Source organism: Cupriavidus sp. IK-TO18, from assembly GCF_015549295.1.
Lineage (GTDB): Bacteria > Pseudomonadota > Gammaproteobacteria > Burkholderiales > Burkholderiaceae > Cupriavidus > Cupriavidus oxalaticus_A.
In genome coordinates this window covers 129,464-145,071 of sequence record NZ_JADGMP010000029.1, presented here as the reverse complement: position 1 = coordinate 145,071, position 15,608 = coordinate 129,464, and the positions used below count along the sequence as shown (strand labels likewise).

At 70.7% G+C, this 15,608-nt stretch carries 14 protein-coding genes; 8 read left to right on the top strand and 6 right to left on the bottom strand.

Annotated features, from left to right (window positions below; translation table 11 throughout):
• Positions 1 to 120 precede the first annotated feature (120 nt).
• The 3 genes from IPF36_RS21120 to IPF36_RS21110 are packed head-to-tail and all read left to right on the top strand — an operon-like array spanning position 121 to position 5,009.
• The gene (locus IPF36_RS21120; RefSeq protein ID WP_135703166.1) at positions 121 to 849 is read left to right on the top strand and encodes a response regulator transcription factor; all 729 of its coding nucleotides are present in this window, start codon (positions 121 to 123) and stop codon (positions 847 to 849) included.
• The gene (locus IPF36_RS21115; protein ID WP_195430010.1) at positions 842 to 2,545 is read left to right on the top strand and encodes a FecR domain-containing protein; all 1,704 of its coding nucleotides are present in this window, start codon (positions 842 to 844) and stop codon (positions 2,543 to 2,545) included. The genes IPF36_RS21120 and IPF36_RS21115 overlap by 8 nt, the downstream gene beginning before the upstream one ends.
• A complete protein-coding gene (locus IPF36_RS21110) occupies positions 2,460 to 5,009 on the top strand; it encodes a CHASE2 domain-containing protein (protein ID WP_135703164.1) in 2,550 nt (849 codons plus the stop codon). Before IPF36_RS21115 ends, IPF36_RS21110 begins: the two co-directional genes overlap by 86 nt.
• Before the next feature lie 164 nt (positions 5,010 to 5,173).
• Here IPF36_RS21110 and IPF36_RS21105 read toward each other — a convergent pair whose 3' ends face one another.
• Both IPF36_RS21105 and IPF36_RS21100 read right to left on the bottom strand, forming a co-directional pair.
• Positions 5,174 to 6,574, bottom strand: a complete 1,401-nt coding sequence (locus IPF36_RS21105) for a heavy metal sensor histidine kinase (protein ID WP_195429995.1) — start codon at positions 6,572 to 6,574, stop codon at positions 5,174 to 5,176.
• Positions 6,571 to 7,263: a heavy metal response regulator transcription factor gene (locus IPF36_RS21100; RefSeq protein WP_195429993.1), complete on the bottom strand. Its 693-nt coding sequence runs from the start codon at positions 7,261 to 7,263 to the stop codon at positions 6,571 to 6,573. Before IPF36_RS21100 ends, IPF36_RS21105 begins: the two co-directional genes overlap by 4 nt.
• A gap of 158 nt (positions 7,264 to 7,421) precedes the next feature.
• Here IPF36_RS21100 and IPF36_RS21095 point away from each other — a divergent pair, with 158 nt between their 5' ends.
• Genes IPF36_RS21095 through copD form a run of 4 tightly spaced genes read left to right on the top strand, consistent with a single transcriptional unit; the run spans position 7,422 to position 11,685 of the window.
• On the top strand, positions 7,422 to 9,278 hold the full coding sequence (locus IPF36_RS21095) for a copper resistance system multicopper oxidase (RefSeq protein WP_255519860.1): 1,857 nt from the start codon (positions 7,422 to 7,424) through the stop codon (positions 9,276 to 9,278).
• Between the two features lie 8 nt (positions 9,279 to 9,286).
• The gene (locus tag IPF36_RS21090) at positions 9,287 to 10,321 is read left to right on the top strand and encodes a copper resistance protein B (RefSeq protein WP_195429991.1); all 1,035 of its coding nucleotides are present in this window, start codon (positions 9,287 to 9,289) and stop codon (positions 10,319 to 10,321) included.
• Between the two features lie 44 nt (positions 10,322 to 10,365).
• Positions 10,366 to 10,752: a copper homeostasis periplasmic binding protein CopC gene (gene copC / locus IPF36_RS21085; RefSeq protein WP_133095871.1), complete on the top strand. Its 387-nt coding sequence runs from the start codon at positions 10,366 to 10,368 to the stop codon at positions 10,750 to 10,752.
• Positions 10,753 to 10,761: 9 nt separating this feature from the next.
• Complete coding sequence (copD, locus tag IPF36_RS21080) at positions 10,762 to 11,685, top strand: copper homeostasis membrane protein CopD (RefSeq protein WP_135703158.1); 924 nt, start codon at positions 10,762 to 10,764, stop codon at positions 11,683 to 11,685.
• 25 nt (positions 11,686 to 11,710) lie between these two features.
• Here the strand turns inward: copD and IPF36_RS21075 are convergent, their stop codons facing one another.
• The 3 genes from IPF36_RS21075 to IPF36_RS21065 form a co-directional block, all read right to left on the bottom strand.
• Entirely contained in the window at positions 11,711 to 12,223 is a 513-nt protein-coding gene (locus IPF36_RS21075) for a DUF6644 family protein (RefSeq protein ID WP_133095869.1), read from the bottom strand.
• A 15-nt stretch (positions 12,224 to 12,238) separates the two neighbouring features.
• The gene (locus tag IPF36_RS21070; protein WP_133095868.1) at positions 12,239 to 12,601 is read right to left on the bottom strand and encodes a DUF6152 family protein; all 363 of its coding nucleotides are present in this window, start codon (positions 12,599 to 12,601) and stop codon (positions 12,239 to 12,241) included.
• A 113-nt stretch (positions 12,602 to 12,714) separates the two neighbouring features.
• Complete coding sequence (locus IPF36_RS21065) at positions 12,715 to 14,040, bottom strand: tetratricopeptide repeat protein (RefSeq protein ID WP_133095867.1); 1,326 nt, start codon at positions 14,038 to 14,040, stop codon at positions 12,715 to 12,717.
• A gap of 218 nt (positions 14,041 to 14,258) precedes the next feature.
• On the opposite strand from IPF36_RS21065, the gene IPF36_RS21060 reads away from it, so the two are divergent.
• Positions 14,259 to 14,708, top strand: coding sequence for an FKBP-type peptidyl-prolyl cis-trans isomerase (locus IPF36_RS21060; protein WP_133095866.1), 450 nt, complete (start codon positions 14,259 to 14,261; stop codon positions 14,706 to 14,708).
• A gap of 19 nt (positions 14,709 to 14,727) precedes the next feature.
• Here the strand turns inward: IPF36_RS21060 and IPF36_RS21055 are convergent, their stop codons facing one another.
• Positions 14,728 to 15,576, bottom strand: coding sequence for a VacJ family lipoprotein (locus tag IPF36_RS21055; protein WP_135703156.1), 849 nt, complete (start codon positions 15,574 to 15,576; stop codon positions 14,728 to 14,730).
• Between the last annotated feature and the right edge of the window lie 32 nt (positions 15,577 to 15,608).

The window sequence follows — 15,608 nt, the reverse complement described above, 5'->3', positions numbered from 1 at the left end:
CGGCCACGCTTGCCGCGCGATTGACCATGGGCCGCGCCCGCCAGGGTGGATATCAGAGCAGCCGTCAGTATTGCCCGGCGCGCAGTCGCAGTGGCAGTCGCAGTAGGCAGGGGGGAGTGGATGAGAATTGCCTCGGTGGAGGACGATCCGGATCAGGCCGAACTGATCCGGCAGATTTTGGGCGAGGCCGGTTTCGAGTGCGAATCGTTCGCCAATGGCGCCGATTTCCTGCGCGCGCTGCGCGAACGGGCGTTTGACCTGCTGATGGTCGACTGGCAGTTGCCCGGCACCAGCGGCTATGAACTGGTCAGCTGGGTGCGCCAGAAGTCCGGCAACATGCCGCCGATCCTGTTTGTCACCAGCCGTACCGGCGAGGCCGACATCGTCGCCGGCCTGAGCGTCGGCGCCGACGACTACATGCTCAAGCCCATCCGCGCCGGCGAGCTGGTCGCGCGCGTGCGCTCGCTGCTGCGCCGCGCCTATCCCGAGGCCGCGCAGGAAGTCGAGCTGATCCGGCGCGGTAACTACACCGTCGATCCCCATACCCGCGCCATTACCATCGGCAGCCAGCCCGTGCAGCTGTCGCCGCGCGAGTATGAGCTGGCCCTGTTCCTGTTCCGCAATACCGGGCGCCTGCTGGCGCGCGAGGTGGTGGAGCAGGCGGTCTGGGGCCGCGCCATGGGCGCCGGCTCGCGCACGCTCGATACCCATATCTCGCGGCTGCGGCTGAAGCTGGCGTTGCGCCCCGAAAACGGCGTGCGGCTGACGTCGGTGTATTCGCACGGCTATCGCTTTGAGGAAATTTCCGCTGGCGAAGCGGAAGCTGACGAGGCCGCGGCGGATGCGTAAGTGGATTGGCACGGCTGCGCTGGCCTGGTTGGCCGGCGTGGCGGGTCCGGCCCAGGGCGGGCCGGCGGGCGCGGAGGGCGCCGATTTCCTGTACCTGGTGGAGCCGGGCGATACCCTGATCGGGCTGGCCGAGCGCTACATGGCCTCGTCCGATGGCTGGCGCACGCTGCAGCGGCTCAACGGCGTGGCGGATCCCTACCGGCTGGTGCCCGGTTCGCGGCTGCGCATCCCGCTGAGCCAGATCCCCGAGCAGGCCGCGTCGGCGCGCGTGGTCTATGTCAACGGCGAAGTGCGCGCCAACGGCCGTGCGGTGCAGGTGGGCATGTCGCTGGACGAATCGGCACGGATCGAGACCCCGGCGGCCGGCTCGGTCACGCTGGAACTGCCCGATCGCAGCCGCATCACGTTGCCGCCAAATACCACGGTGGCCGTGCGCCGCCTGCGTACGTTCGCGCGCAGCGGCCTGACCGATACCGTGATCCGCATCGACCAGGGCGGCGCCGATACCCGCGTGGCGCCCGAGGGCAGCGGCGTGGGCCGCTTCGAGCTGCATACGCCGATGATGGTCACGGGCGTGCGCGGCACCAGCTACCGGGTTGCGGCCGATGCCGCCGGCAGCCGCAGCGAGGTGCTGGAAGGCCGCGTCGGCGTCAGCGCGGCGCGCCAGGCCACGCCCGCACCCGCCGGCCGCGCCATGACGGCGGCGGCGCAAGTGAGCGCCGGCTACGGCGTCGGCGTGTCCGACCGTGGGCGGCTGTCGCAGCCGGTGGCGCTGCTGCCGGCGCCGGTGTTGCTGCCCCCGGCCGATACCGTGCTGGGCCCGGCCTTCGACGCCGCCTGGCAGCCGGTGCCCGGCGCCAGCGCTTACCGCGTCACGGTGGCGCGCGACGCGGCGCTGACGGAACTGGCCTGGAGCGGCACCACCACCGACACCCGCGCGCGTCCGGAGGGCCTGCCGGAAGGCACGCTCTATCTTGCCGTCAGCGCCATCGACGCCAACCGGCTGACCGGCCTTGCCGCGCAGGCGCCGGTGGCCGTGCGGCTGAACCCGCCAGCGCCGTTCACGCTGCAGCCAGCCGCCGATGCGGTGCGCTATGGCGAGACGGTGGCGTTCGCCTGGGCGGCGGTGCCCGGCGCCGGCAGCTATGAACTGGCCGTGGCCACGGATGCCGGCTTCGCCAGCGAGGTGGCACTGCATCCCGCCGCCGAGCCGGCCAGCGCGCAGCCGCAGGCGCCGGGCCAGTACTGGTGGCGCGTGCGCAGCGTCGACGCCGCGGGCCGGCCCGGTCCCTGGTCGGCGCCGGTCGCCTATCGCGTCGAGCCGCCGGGCCCGGTGCCGTCGATGCAGGACGACGGCAAGACACTGCAGATCGGCTGGCCCGCCGACCGTGGCGCGGGCACCGGCTACCGGGTCCAGTTGTCGGCCGATGCCGGCTTTGCCACGCTGCTGGTGGACCAGCACAGCGAAACCAACGCCATCGAGCTGCCGCGTCCGGCGCCCGGCGTCTACTACGTGCGGGTCGCCCGCGCGGCGCCGGGGACAGCGCCCGACCCGGCGGCCTTCTCCACGCCGCAGCGCATCGAGGTCTTCACCTACCTGATGGACGGCAATGGCGGTGCCATCGGCGCGGGTGGCGGGACAGGTGGCGGCGCGGGTGGCGGGACGGTTGGCGGTGGCCGCATCCGCCTCCACTGAGCCCGCCGCGGCGCCGGAGCCGGACGCGCCGATCGCGCCGGGGCGCGCCTTCGGCCGCCGCACGCTGGCAGAATGGTGCGTGCTGGTCGCGGCGGTGCTGGCGCTGGTGCTGCTGGCCGCGCGCCAGGGCTGGACCGAACGCGCCGACCTGGCCGCCTACGACACCGCCATCGCCGCCCAGCACCATCCCGCCCGCGACGACATCGTCATCGTCGCCATCGACGACGCCAGCATCACCGCCATCGGCCGCTGGCCCTGGCGCCGCGCGGTGCTGGGGCAACTGGTCGAGCGCATTGCCGCCGGCGGCCCGCGCGTGATCGGCGTCGACGTGATCCTGTCCGAGCGCGACACCCGCTATCCGCAGGACGATGCGCTGCTGGCGCGCAGCCTGGCGCAGGCGGGCAATGTGGTGCTGCCGGTGGTGGCCGAACCGAGCACCGGCGGCACCGGCGGCATGCTGGTGCGCTATCCGCTGGCGGGGCTGGGCGCCGCGGTCGGCCATATCAACATGGTGGTCGATACCGACGGCGTGGCGCGCCAGGTCTGGCTGCGCGAAGGGCCGCAGCCGGTCGAGGGCGCCGGCGTGCCGCACCTTGCGGCGGTGATGGCCGGCATGCTGGCAGAACCGGGACGCGCACCGCGCGCGCTCGACAGCTACCGCCACGAAGCCGCTCGCGTCGCCGAAAGCAACGGCTGGCAGCGCAGCGGCCGCCTGCGCATTCCCTACGCCGGCCCGCCCGGCACCTTTGCGCGCGTGTCGGCGCGCGACGTGCTGGAAGGCCGCGTCGATCCCGCGCGCTTTGCCGGCAAGGCGGTGCTGGTCGGCGCCATGGCCACCGGCATGGGCGATGTGCTGCCCACCCCGGTGTCGCGCGACGGCCGCGGCATGAGCGGCGTCGAGATCCTGGCCAATACGCTGCAGGCGCTGACCGACGGCGACGCCATCCTGGCGGTGCCGCGCGGCTGGCAGCTCGCGGGAACGCTGCTGGCGGTGCTGCTGGCGGCGCTGGCCGCGCTGCGTTTGCCGCCGCGTGGCGCGCTGGTCGCCACCGGGCTGCTGCTGGCGGCCCTGCTGGGCGGCTCGCTGGCGCTGCTGGCGTTAGCACGGTTCTGGTTCGCCCCGGCCGCGGCGGCGCTGGGCTGCCTGCTGTTCTACCCGCTGTGGGCGTGGCGCCGCCAGGAAGCGGCGCTGCGCTTCCTGGCCGACGAACTGGCGCGGCTGGAGCGCGAGCCGGGACTGATGCCGGCACCGCACTACACCGGCGCCACGCTGGACAGCCGCATGCGCGCCGTCTATGGCATGAGCGCCAGGCTGCGCGGCATGCGCCGATTCCTCTCCGACGGGGTGGAAAGCCTGCCCGATGCCACCGCCATCTGCGACCTGGCGGGCGGCGTGATGCTGGCCAACCGCCGCTGCGTGGCGCTGGCGCCGGCGGTGCTCGGGAACATGGCCGCGGCAGGCGATTCCGGCCAGCCGCGCCCGCCGATCCGCGACGTGATCGAGGCGCTGTTCCCGGCGCCCGCGCCGGCGCTGGCGTACTGGCACGCGCTGCATGACCGCCATGCCGGGGTCCGGCCGGGGCAGGAGCCCGTGCCCGAGGGCGGCATCGAGGTGGCCGGGCGTGGCGACCGCCGCTACCTGGTGCACGGCGCGCCGCTGCACGGAGAATCCGGCGCGGTGGCGGGGCTGATCGTCAGCGTCACCGACATCACGGCGATCCGCGTGGCCGAGCGCCAGCGCGAGCAGATGCTGCGCTTCCTGTCGCATGACATGCGCTCGCCGCAGGCATCGATCCTGGCGCTGATCGAGCTGCACGAGCGCCGCGCCCGCCGCAATGCCGCCGACATCGCAGACACCGATGACGCCGCCGACACCGACACCGACGACGGCCACCATCGCGCCGCGCACGCCGTGCTGCACCGCATCGCCGCCCACGCGCGCCGCACCATGACGCTGGCCGACGATTTCATCAGCGTGGCGCGCGCCGAGTCGCAGTCGCTCGCCTTTACCGAGGTCGAGCTTGGCGGCCTGGTGCTGGATGCCACCGATCAGCTATGGGCGCTGGCCAATGCCCGCAGCGTATCGCTGCAGGTCGACCTGCCCGACGAGCCCGCCGTGCTGCGTGGCGAGCCCGCGCTGCTGGTGCGGGCCATCGCCAACGTGGTCAGCAACGCGATCAAATTTAGCCCACACGGTGCCGAGGTGGCGGTGACGCTGACGCACGCGCACCAGCATTTCGTGATCGCGGTGCAGGACCACGGCCCCGGCATCGACGAGGCCGACCAGGCGCGGCTGTTCGAGCCCTTCGTGCGCCTGCACGAGGGCCGGCAGGGCGCGCCGGACGGCACGGGGCTGGGCCTGGTGCTGGTGCGCGCGGTGGCCGAGCGGCATGGCGGCAAGGTCACGGTGCAGAGCGCGGCAGGTGCCGGCGCGACATTCCGGATCGCATTGCCGGCGGGTTAAGCGCGGGTCCGCCGACACAATTGTTGCCATTCGATCAGGGCGGAATTGCGTAGCATCGGACCGCCGCTGGAGCCGCATCCGGCGGTTTTTGCGCCCTTGCCAGCTCCCCCAACGGCCTTACTGGCTCGGGCGGTTTTTTTACATGCCATGCAGCCCGCCGGCAATCACGTCCGCACGATGTCCTGTTCGCGCCGCGCGCGGAACGTCAGCACGAAGCGCGTCCTGCCCGCGATCGACTCGGCGGCGATGGCGCCGCCATGCGCGGCCATGATCGCCTGCGTGATCGCCAGGCCCAGCCCGGTGCCGTCCGACTCTGGCCGCGCGCGCGACTTGTCGGCGCGCGAAAAACGGTCGAACAGCGACGGCAAGAATTCGGGCGGAATGGTTTCGCCTTCGTTTTCGACCACGATATCCACCGCATCCGCGCCTTCCTGCGCGCGCGGCACGATCGTCACCATGATCGGCTTGCCCGCGGCCGCGTGCCGCAGCGCGTTGGACAGCAGGTTGCTGAGCGCGCGCCGCACCATCAGCCGGTCGCCGGTGATGCGGCCGCTGCCGCGCTGCCGCAGCTGCACGCCCTTGTCCTCGGCCAGCGCATCGTAGAAGTCGAACAGGGCCGCGACTTCCTGCTCGAGCGTGATGGGCTCGGCGCTGGGCAGCGTGATGCCGTGTTCCATCTTGGCCAGGAACAGCATGTCGGACACCATGCGCGCGAGCCGCTGCAGCTCCTCGGCGTTTGACGCCAGCACCTCGCGGTACTTGGCCGCATCGCGCGGCTGCGACAGCACCACGTCGGTCTGCGTCATCAGGTTGGTGATCGGCGTGCGCAACTCATGCGCCAGGTCGGAGGAGAATTCCGACAGGCGCCTGAAGTCGTCCTGCAGCCGCGCGAGCATGGCGTTGAGCGTGGCGGCCAGGTCGGCCATTTCCACCGGCACCGCTTCCACCGGCATGCGCTCGTCGAGCTTGTGCGCGGTGACCGTGCGTGCGCGCGATGCCATGGTGCGCAGCGGCGCCAGCCCGCGGCGGGCCGCCCACCAGCCCAGCAGCCCGCTGGCCAGCGCGGCCAGCGCGGTGTAGAAGGCCAGCGACTTGCGGAACGCCTGCATGAAGTGCGCATGCAGCGCGGTGTCCATGCCGACCACGATGCGCAGCGCGCCGGCACCCGGCACCTGCGCCACGGCGCGCAAGCCGCGGTAGGCCTGTCCGCTCTGCTCCCAGGCGAAGGTATCGCGCTGCGCTGCCGTGGCAACGGCCTGCGCGGGGCCGAAATCGAAGCCATGCGTGGCGTACACGCGTTGGCCATCCGCGTTGCGCACCTCGGCGACGAAGCCGGGATGGTGCTCCAGCGCCTGCCCCAGCCGCTGCGGCAGCGACGCCATCGGGCCTTCGGCCGCGATCTTGCGGACCAGGCGCACGTTGTCGTCCAGCACGGCATAGTCTTCGTCGGCGAAATGGCTGTCCATCGCCAGCCAGATCAGCATGCCCAGCCCCAGCAGCACCACCGCCGACGACAGCGAAAACAGGATCGTGAGCCGCGCCGTCAGCGACAGCCGGGCCTTCATGCCGCATCCCCCGGGTCCGGCGCCTCCAGCACATAGCCCATGCCGCGCACGGTCTGGATCAGCCGGGGCTCGAAGCCGTCGTCGATCTTGGCGCGCAGGCGGCGGATGGCCACGTCGATCACGTTGCTGTCGCTGTCGAAGTTCATGTCCCACACCTGCGAGGCGATCAGCGAGCGCGGCAGCACTTCGCCGCGGCGCCGCGCCAGCAGTTCGAGCAGCGCGAACTCCTTGCTGGTCAGCGTGATGCGGCGCCCGGCCCGTGTGGCGCGCCGGCGGCCCAGGTCGAGCACAAGGTCGGCCACCTGGATCCGGTCGAGCGCCATATGCGCGGCGCCGCGCCGCAGCAGGGTGCGTACGCGCGCCAGCAGTTCGGAGAAAGCGAAGGGCTTGACCAGGTAGTCGTCGGCGCCCAGCTCCAGTCCCTTGACGCGGTCCGCCACGCTGTCGCGAGCGGTCAGGAACAGCACCGGCACGGCGTTTTCGGCGGCGCGCAGCGCCTGTACGATGCGCCAGCCGTCCATGTCCGGCAGCATCACGTCGAGGATGACAAGGTCGTAGGGCTCGGTCATGGCCAGGTGCTGGCCGTCCAGGCCGTTGTGCACCAGGTCGACGACAAAGCCCGCTTCCGTCAGGCCCTGGCGCAGGTACTCCCCGGTCTTGGACTCGTCTTCCACTACCAGCAGTTTCATCGGCCCTGGATTCCTTGTAATCAATGGTTGCGGCAACTGTATGCGCGCGCGGCGCGCGAGAACATGACCGGAAGATTACCGGATTGTCATGTTCCGGTCAGGCGAGGGTAGGGTGGCGCCGGCTACGCTTAGCTTGCCTTGATCAACAAAGTGAAGCCATGCGACGCCACCGACCTACGGGCCTCTTGCTGCCCACGCCTCCCGACCTGCCACGCCGCCGCTTCGTCCAGGGACTGGTAGCCGGCGGCGTGGTCGCCGGGCTGGCGGGGCTTGGCGGCGCCAGCGCGCTGGCCGGCACGCCCCACCGCGCCACCGCTGCCGCCGCGGCGGGAACCGCGCCGGTGCTGCGCGGCACCGAATTCGACCTCGTGATCGGCGAGTCGCTGGTCAACTTCACCGGCAAGCCGATGGTGGCGACCACCATCAACGGCATGCTGCCGGGCCCGACGCTGCGCTGGCGCGAGGGCGACACCGTCACCATCCGCGTCACCAACCGGCTGCGCGAGGCGACCTCGATCCACTGGCACGGCATTATCCTGCCGTTCGAGATGGACGGCGTGCCGGGCATCAGCTTTGCCGGCATTGCCCCGGGCGAGACCTTCACCTACCGCTTCAAGGTGGCTCAGCAGGGCAGCTACTGGTACCACTCGCACTCCGGTTTCCAGGAGATGACAGGCGTCTACGGCGGCATCGTCATCGACCCGGCAGCGGGCCGCGAGCACGGACATGCCGACCGCGACCACACCGTACTGCTGTCCGACTGGACCGACGAAGACCCGATGCGGGTGCTGACCAAGCTGAAGGTGCAGAGCGACTACTACAACTACAACCAGCCGACCGCCGTCGACTTCTTCCGCGACGCGGCACGCGACGGGATGAAGCAGGCGCTGGACAAGCGCCGCATGTGGAACCAGATGCGGATGAGCCCGACCGATCTCGCGGACCTGTCCGGCGCCACGCTGACCTACCTGACCAATGGCGTCACACCTGCCGGCAACTGGACCGGGCTGTTCCGCCGCGGCGAAACCGTGCGGCTGCGCTTTATCAACGGCTCGGGCAATACCTTCTATGACGTGCGCATTCCCGGCCTGAAGCTGCGCGTGGTGCAGGCCGACGGGCAGGACCTGGAGCCGGTCACCGTCGACGAATTCCGCTTCGGCCCGGGCGAGACCTGCGACGTCGTGGTCGCGCCGCAGGACGACGCCTACACCATCTTCGCGCAGTCGATCGACCGCACCGGGTATGCGCGCGGCACGCTGGCCGTGCGCGAAGGACTGTCGGCGCCCGTGCCCGCGCTGGACAAGCCGGAGTGGCTGACCATGGCGGACATGATGGGCGACATGGGTGGCATGGGTCATGGTGGCGCGCATGGCATGGACCACGGCAGCATGCATGGCATGGCCGCGATGAACCATGGCGCGATGCCGGGCATGGACCACAGCCAGCACGGCATGGCGGCGATGCCGGCCGAGGCGTCGCTCAAGGTGCCGAGCAAGGCCGCGCGCCACGCCCGCACCGAGTATGGCGCCGGCACCGACATGCGCGTCGACACGGCACGCACCAATCTCGACGATCCCGGCATCGGCCTGCGCAACAACGGCCGGCGCGTGCTGACGCTGGCCGACCAGCACACCATCGGCGGACCGATGGATCCGCGCGGCCCGGGCCGCGAAGTCGAACTGCACCTGACCGGCAACATGGAACGCTACACGTGGTCGTTCGACGGCGTGGAGTTCGGCAAGTCGACGCCGATCTATTTCAAGCACGGAGAACGGCTGCGCGTTATCCTGCACAACGACACCATGATGACTCACCCGATGCACCTGCACGGCATGTGGAGCGAACTGGAAGCGCCGGACGGCAGCTTCCAGGCGCGGCGCCACACCATCCCCGTGCAGCCGGCACAGCGCATCAGCTTCCTCGTCACCGCCGATGCGCTGGGACGCTGGGCCTGGCATTGCCACCTGATGATGCATATGGATGCGGGCATGTTCCGCGAAGTGGTGGTGGCGTGATGACGGCAATGAAGAAGGCTTCCCGTTCGCTGGCCAGGCCAGCCACCCATGTCGTGGCCGCCGTGCTGGCATTGGCCGCGATGGGCGCCGCGTCGGCGCAGGATCCGCACGCGGGCCACCAGGGCCATGGTGTGCCGGCGCAGGACACTTCCCCGATGCAAGGCATGGAGCCGATGCAGCCGGTGCAGCCGATGCAGCCCATGGAACCCATGCAGCCGATGCAGCCGATGCAGCCGATGCAGCCGATGCAGCCGATGCAGCAATCCGGCGCGATGGATCACGGCGACATGAAGATGCAGGGCGGCAGCGCCCCGCCCGATGCGCGCGATCCGAACGCGTATTCCGGCGGCTACCAGCTCGGCGTCGGCAAGTACGCGCTGGGCGACAAGCGCCAGCTGGTGATGGCCGACGAGCACCTGTTCGCTTCCGTGCTGGTCGACCGACTGGAGTGGGCGCACGCCAGCGGCGAAAACGCCGCGGCCTACGAGGCGCAGGCGTGGTTCGGCAACAGCTACGACAAGCTCGTGCTGAAGGCCGAAGGCGAGGCCGCCAAGGGAAAGATGCATGACGCCCGCACCGAACTGCTGTGGGGCCATGCCGTGGCCACCTACTGGGATACCCAGCTGGGCCTGCGCAACGATGCCGGCAGCGGCCGGCCCGCGCGCAACTGGCTGGCATTCGGCATCCAGGGGCTGGCGCCGTACTGGTTCGAGGTCGACGCCACCGCCTACCTCGGCACCAGCGGCCGCACTGCGTTGCGGCTTGCCGCCGAGTACGAGCTGCTGCTGACGCAGCGCCTGATCCTGCAGCCGCGTATCGAAGCGAACCTGTACGGCAAGAACGACCCCGAGACCGGCATCGGCAGCGGCCTGTCCAGCGGCACCGTGGGCGTGCGCCTGCGCTATGAGATCAGCCGGCAGTTCGCGCCGTATATCGGCGTCGAGCGCTACCAGGCCTTCGGCAACACGGCGGACATGATCCGTACCTCCGGCGGCCGCGCCGGCGAGACGCGCTTCGTGGCCGGCGTGCGCATGTGGTTCTGAGCGGCCGCCATTTTTCTTTCTTACTACCAATACGGAGCACAGCCATGCGAATCAAGCGCCCCCTGATCGCGACCATTGCCGCCGCGGCCGCCGCGCTGGCCAGCAGCGCAGCCCTTGCGCATCCCAGGCTGGTCACGTCCTCGCCCGCCGACAAGGCCGAGGTGGCCGCGCCGCAGAAGATCGAGCTGACCTTCTCGGAAGACCTCGTTACGCAGTTTTCCGGCGCCAACCTGGTGATGACCGGCATGCCCGGCATGGCCAGCCATGCGCCGATGAAGATGGCCGTCAGGGTGTCCGCCAGCAGCGACCCCAAGGCCATGGTGATCACGCCGGCGCAGCCGCTGCCCGCGGGCAGCTACCGTGTCGAATGGCGCGCCGTGTCGGCCGACACGCATCCCGTCACCGGCAATTTCTCCTTCACCGTCAAGTGATCGCGAGCGATGGACTGGCTCGCCGTGGTGCTGCGCCTGGCGCTCTATGTCGTCCTGGGCCTGGCGTTCGGCCTGCCGCTGTTCTGCCTGGCTGCGCTGCGGCGCGATGAACACGGTGCGCGCTTCGCCACGCAGTGCCGTGTCATTGCGCTCGGTTGCGCACTGGCCGGCATCGTGCTGTCGCTGGCCGGGCTGGTGGTGATGGCCAGGACGATGAGCGGCGCGGCGTCGTATGCCGCATTGGACCGCGAGGTCTTCGCCATGATCCTGACCGGCACGGCGTACGGCCTCGCCTGGTCGGTGCGCGTGGCAGCGCTGGTGCTGTGCCTGCCCGCCGTGCTGGTGCTGCGCGCGCGGCCCGTGGCGCAGGCCGTATCGCTGGCGACGCTGTCGGCGGTGGCGCTGGCAGCGCAGCCCTGGGCCGGCCACGGCGCGATGAGCGAGGGGATTGGCCATTACGTGCACCTGGCCGCCGATGCGGCGCACTTGCTTGCCGCGGGTGCGTGGGCCGGTGCGCTGGCCGCCTTCGTGCTGCTGTCGCGGGCACGGCCCGGATCCGATCCCGCCGCGCTGTCGCTGCTCAGCCGCACGGCCAACGGCTTCGCCCGACTCGGCACCGGCATTGTCGTCACGCTGGTGCTGACCGGCGTACTGAACTACGGCTTCATCGTCGGTGCCGCGCTGCCGGACTTCTCGGCCACCGCATACGGTGGCTTGCTGGCCGCCAAGCTCGCGTTGTTCATGGCGATGCTGGCGCTGGCCGCGGCCAACCGCTTCCGCCACGCCCCGCGGCTGGCGCAGGCCTTGCGCACGGGCCAGGCCGCCATGGCGGCGCGCGCGCTGCGGCGCAGCGTGGCGCTGGAAGCGGCTGCGGGCACGGCGGTGCTGGCGCTGGTCGCGGCTCTGGGCACGCTGTCGCCCGCAATGAGCTGATTCAGCCGGCGCGCGGTGCGTCCCCTCAGACGTAGGCGATCAGGCGTCCGGCACAGATCACCAGCACCCACATCACCACCGACACGATGGCACTGATGCGCGCGCCGGCCGGCGGCGCGCGCTCAACGTCCCAGCCAAGCCGGCTGTCATGCAGCCGCCGGTACGGCACGGTGTGGAACCACGCGACGTTGAGCAGCGCCAGCGCGACCAGGCACAGCTTGGCCAGGAAGGCGGGATTGGTGGCCAGTTCGTCCGCGTGCGCCATGAACAGCAGCACGCCGCTGGCGGCGACGGCGATAAAGGCCGCTACCGTGAACGGCAGTGCATGGCGCAGCAGCAGGCTGACCGGCAGCCGGCGCCCGAGCCCGGCCAGGCGCATGTCAACCACGACGATGGAGCCGAACAGCAGCGCCATGCCGGCGAGATGGACGATTTCCACCGCCGGGTAGGCCCACGGGGAGGAGCGCAACGCGGCAGCGAACGGCAGCCGTGCCAGCCCGGCGGCCCATTCGCTCCATTGCGCCAGCAGTGCCGCCATGGCGCGCGTGGCGGCTCAGCGCAGCTCGACGGTCTTGCCGTCCACGGTGATGCGCTCGGCGCGCAGCTCGTCGGCCTTGTCCTTGCTGGCGTAGCCGACCAGCGTGACCTCGCGGCCCACGGCGACCTTGTCGGCGGTGGCGCCGCGCGCTTCCATGCGCGACACCGGCGCAAGGATCGCCAGCCAGCGCTTGCCGCCCGCATCGATGCGGATATGCGCGTGCGGGTTCTCGTAGTGGCTCTCGACGATCTTGCCGGTCAGCGTCAGGGGCTTGGTCTCGTCGTAGGTCGACCAGCCGTGGTGGGCCAGGGCGGGTACAGCGGCCAGCGCCAGCGTGGCGCTGGCGGCGAGCATCAGCGAGCGGAAGCGGTTCGGCATGGGGCGGTCTCCGGTCAGGTGCTGGGTCGGGGGCGCTCGGGTGCGGCCAGGTGCGGTCAGGTGCAGTATAGGCGGCGCTGGGCCGCCTCGCGGGTCCGCTTTATGGGGCCACATCATGGCCGGCAGCTGTCCGCGCGCTGCACCAGCCGGTGCAGGCTCGGGCTCACGGGCCTGAGCGCGGCACGCTCGGCAGTCAGCGCAATCGCCAGGTTGCGGCGGCCGGCACGCAGTGCCGACTCGAGCAGCGTCAGGCCGATCACGTCGCGCTGCGCATGGCTGCCGCCGAAGCGATGGGCGATCAGCCGCACCGGCAGCAGCAGGTCGATCGCCCCGGTGTAGTCGCCCTGCTCGAACGCGATCAGCGCATCGGCAACGGGGAGTCCCACGTCACGCGCCATCATGGCGTTGGTGCCGTTGCCCAGCGCGGCGCGCTCGAGCGCGGCCCGCAACTGGTCGACGGCCGCCGGCCGGTGCGCGCCCAGGCTCGCCATCACGGCGTGGACGTCGTTGAAGGCGTAGTATCCGGCCGCGCCGCGGCCCAGCCAGTCGTCCGCCACGGGCTGCCAGCGCGTGCCTACGTCGACGCCACGCAGGCGCAGCCGCCACAGCAGCGCGGAGGCATCCACCAGGTCCAGCGCGATCGCCGGCGCCGGGCGGCTGATCTCGTGGTCGTACAGTGCCAGCACGTCGTCGGTGTTGCCCGCTTCGAGCTGGAACAATGCCAGGTGCCACCAGTTGTGCACGGCCAGCATGTTGTCCTCGGACCAGTCGTCGCGGCGTGCATTCAGCCAGGCGATGCCGTCGTCGAGCCGCCCCTGCATCTCCATCACGTGCGCCACCGCGTGCACCGCCCACGGGTCGCGCGGGTTCAGTTCCAGCGCGCGCCGGCCGCTTTCCTCGGCGCGGCCGTAGAGCTGGGTTTCTTCCAGCCCGAACGCATGCATGCCGAGCAGGTAGCCGTAGCCCGGCATGCCTTCGTCCCAGTGCGGGAGCACCTGCGAGATGCGGTCGCGCAGCATCGACGACTGCCCCAGCAGGAAGTCGCCCAGGTGCGCCACCTGGATCGCCAGCAGGTCGCGCGGATAGTCGACCACGATATCGCCGTACAGCCGCAGCGAGCGCTCAAACTCGCCGTCCAGCCACGCGCGCGCCGCGGCCAGGTGGCGCTGCTCGCGCTCGTTCAGCCCGCCCAGCGCCTCGCCGGCTTCCACGCTGTCGCGCAGCATGGGCTCGGCGGTGCCGTCGCCGGCGGTCAGCATCAGGCCGGCGCGCAAGGCATGGCCCATGGCGAAGCCGGGATCGGCGTCGAGCGCGGCGTCGATGACGCCGAGCGGGTCGCCGTAGTAGCCGTTCAGCAGTCGCAATGCCGTCTCGTACAGCTCGACCGAGCGGGCGTTTTGGGTGGTGACCGCGAGATCCCTTGAGTCCGTCAATGCCATGGCATCCTCCGTGCGGCCCGGCCGCGCCGGGACTGTCAGAATCATCGTAGACCGCAAAACGGGGCATGCAACGGGCCCTGTGTCGCAATCCGGCGCATACGCCGCATACGCCGCATGGCGCAACCCGCCTGTGCTCCATCGGGCGCTGGCACGCCGAGGGGATGCCCGCCTAAGTTACACTGCCGCATCCCAATCACGACAACACGATGGCCTTTCCCATGAAAACTCTCGCGCTTTTTGTCGGATCCCTGACTCTGGCCTGCGCCGCTGCCTCTGCCATGGCGGCGGGGCCGGCTGCATCCACCCCGGCCGCCCCCGCCGCCCCCGCGGCGCCGCAGGCGCTGCCTTCGGGCATGACCATCCAGCACCTGGTCAAGGGCACCGGCGCCTCGCCCAAGGACACCGACACGGTACAGGTCCACTACCGCGGCACGCTCGCCGACGGCACCGAGTTCGACAGCTCGTACAAGCGCGGCCAGCCGATTTCGTTCCCGCTCAACCGCGTGATCCCGTGCTGGACCGAAGGCGTGCAGGCGATGCAGGTGGGCGGCAAGGCCAAATTGACCTGCCCGGCCTCGACCGCCTATGGCGCGCGCGGCGTGCCGGGCACGATTCCGCCGAACGCGACGCTGACGTTCGAGGTGGTGCTGCTCGGTATCGGCAGCTGATCCGGGCGCAGGCGCCGCCTCAGCGCGGCGCCACCGGCTGCGTCGGCGTCGGCGCAGCGGCCGGCGCGGCAGGCTTGCTGTCCTTGCTGTCCTTGTTGTCCTGGTTGTCGCCCTTGCCGCTCGCGTTGTCCGCGTTGTCCAGGTCGTCCTCGTCGCCATAGTCGGGCAGCGCCGTGTTTTCCCCCAGCAGGTAGCGCCTGCGCTGCAGGTACGCGTCACGCACGAACGCATACTTGTCCAGCGCCGCCAGCGACAGCAGGTCGGTCGCGCCCAGCAGGTTGGTGCGCACGTCGACCACGTTGGCGGCAAACAGCGAATTCCGTACCGCCGGTTCGGCATAGGTGATGGGATCGAACTGGAAATTCACATACAGGCCCACGCCGTCGCGGAATGAACTCGGACCGAACAACGGCAGCACCAGGTAGGGCCCCGACGGCACGCCCCACGTGCCCAGCGTCAGGCCGAAATCCTGCGAACGCTTTTCCAGCCCGGCCGGCGTGGCGATATCGATCAGCCCGCCCAGCCCGAGCACGGAATTGACCGCGACCCGCATAAAGCTTTCGGCCGCCGCCACGCCCTTGCCCTGCAGCAGGTTGTTGGCAAAGTTGCCGACGTCGGCGAGATTCGAGAAGAAGTTGGTGACGGCGGTGCGAACGGGCTCCGGCGTGACCGCCTTGTAGCCCTGCGCGACCGGCTTGGCCACGTACTGGTCGAGCTTGTCGTTGACCTTGAACACGGCGCGGTTCATCGGTTCGAGCGGATCGTCGGGGTTGGCCTGCGGGCCGGTGGCGCAGCCGGCGAGCAGGGCCGCGGCGGCGATGGCGGCAAGGGAAATGGCAGGCGCGCGCGGGCGGGTGCGGAAAGGCATCGTACGAAAAAGGTGCGGGAAGTCGGGACGGC

What these genes read in the sequence shown, in the direction of transcription:
- IPF36_RS21120 (WP_135703166.1), top strand. Translation starts at nt 121, where the DNA reads ATGAGAATTGCCTCGGTGGAGGACGATCCGGATCAGGCCGAACTGATC.
- IPF36_RS21115 (WP_195430010.1), top strand. Translation starts at nt 842, where the DNA reads ATGCGTAAGTGGATTGGCACGGCTGCGCTGGCCTGGTTGGCCGGCGTG.
- IPF36_RS21110 (WP_135703164.1), top strand. Translation starts at nt 2,460, where the DNA reads ATGGCGGTGCCATCGGCGCGGGTGGCGGGACAGGTGGCGGCGCGGGTG.
- IPF36_RS21105 (WP_195429995.1), bottom strand. Translation starts at nt 6,574, where the DNA reads ATGAAGGCCCGGCTGTCGCTGACGGCGCGGCTCACGATCCTGTTTTCG.
- IPF36_RS21100 (WP_195429993.1), bottom strand. Translation starts at nt 7,263, where the DNA reads ATGAAACTGCTGGTAGTGGAAGACGAGTCCAAGACCGGGGAGTACCTG.
- IPF36_RS21095 (WP_255519860.1), top strand. Translation starts at nt 7,422, where the DNA reads ATGCGACGCCACCGACCTACGGGCCTCTTGCTGCCCACGCCTCCCGAC.
- IPF36_RS21090 (WP_195429991.1), top strand. Translation starts at nt 9,287, where the DNA reads ATGAAGAAGGCTTCCCGTTCGCTGGCCAGGCCAGCCACCCATGTCGTG.
- copC (WP_133095871.1), top strand. Translation starts at nt 10,366, where the DNA reads ATGCGAATCAAGCGCCCCCTGATCGCGACCATTGCCGCCGCGGCCGCC.
- copD (WP_135703158.1), top strand. Translation starts at nt 10,762, where the DNA reads ATGGACTGGCTCGCCGTGGTGCTGCGCCTGGCGCTCTATGTCGTCCTG.
- IPF36_RS21075 (WP_133095869.1), bottom strand. Translation starts at nt 12,223, where the DNA reads ATGGCGGCACTGCTGGCGCAATGGAGCGAATGGGCCGCCGGGCTGGCA.
- IPF36_RS21070 (WP_133095868.1), bottom strand. Translation starts at nt 12,601, where the DNA reads ATGCCGAACCGCTTCCGCTCGCTGATGCTCGCCGCCAGCGCCACGCTG.
- IPF36_RS21065 (WP_133095867.1), bottom strand. Translation starts at nt 14,040, where the DNA reads ATGGCATTGACGGACTCAAGGGATCTCGCGGTCACCACCCAAAACGCC.
- IPF36_RS21060 (WP_133095866.1), top strand. Translation starts at nt 14,259, where the DNA reads ATGAAAACTCTCGCGCTTTTTGTCGGATCCCTGACTCTGGCCTGCGCC.
- IPF36_RS21055 (WP_135703156.1), bottom strand. Translation starts at nt 15,576, where the DNA reads ATGCCTTTCCGCACCCGCCCGCGCGCGCCTGCCATTTCCCTTGCCGCC.